Annotated in this window: 1 protein-coding gene; it reads right to left on the bottom strand. The window is 81.8% G+C overall.

The window, feature by feature from the left end; translation table 11 throughout:
- Positions 1–317: 317 nt before the first annotated feature.
- Complete coding sequence (locus tag HZS56_RS37850) at positions 318–470, bottom strand: hypothetical protein (RefSeq protein ID WP_216725330.1); 153 nt, start codon at positions 468–470, stop codon at positions 318–320.
- Between the last annotated feature and the right edge of the window lie 157 nt (positions 471–627).

Raw genomic sequence — 627 nt, 5'->3', positions numbered from 1 at the left:
TGTGGTGTTTTGGGGGCTGGGGGGGGGGGGGGGCGGGGGCGGGGGGGCGGCCGCGGCGGGGGCGGACGGCGCTTCGCGGCCGACGGTCGGTGGGCCGTCGGGGAATCGGGCCGAGGCACGCGGCGGGGCGTCCGGGAAGCGGGCCGAGGCATGCGGCGGCGCGTCCGGGAAGCGGGCCGAGGCATGCGGCGGCGGGGCGTCGGTGCCGTGGGAACGGCCCAGCCGGAAGCGCGGGTACACGGGCCTGGCGCCGCGTGCCGGAGACTCCGGGGCGTCGGCCGCGTCCCCCGGCTCCCGGTCCGACGGTTCACCGTCCGTCACCGGTCGCCCGCCGCGGGCACCGCCACCGCCACCGCGGCGGGCAGGGGCGGCGTCGGCACGGGCGTCGGGGCGCGGGTGGCGACCGGCTGCGGGGGCACGCCCGGCGGACGGGCCCAGGTCTCCCACCGCCGGGTCGGCACCGTACGCATCCGGTCCCTGCGCCGGGCGGGGCGGGGCGGCAGGAGGCGGCGGGGTGCTCGGGCGGTCGGGATACGCGTCGGCGCCGGGCCCCTGCGACGCGCCGGTACCGGAGCACATGCCGGTGGTCCCGGAGGACATGCCGGTGGTCCCAGTGGACATGCCGGC

This window comes from Streptomyces mayonensis, assembly GCF_018982965.1.
GTDB classification, from domain to species: Bacteria; Actinomycetota; Actinomycetes; order Streptomycetales; family Streptomycetaceae; genus Streptomyces; species Streptomyces mayonensis.
This window is presented reverse-complemented; position numbering and strand designations above follow the sequence as displayed.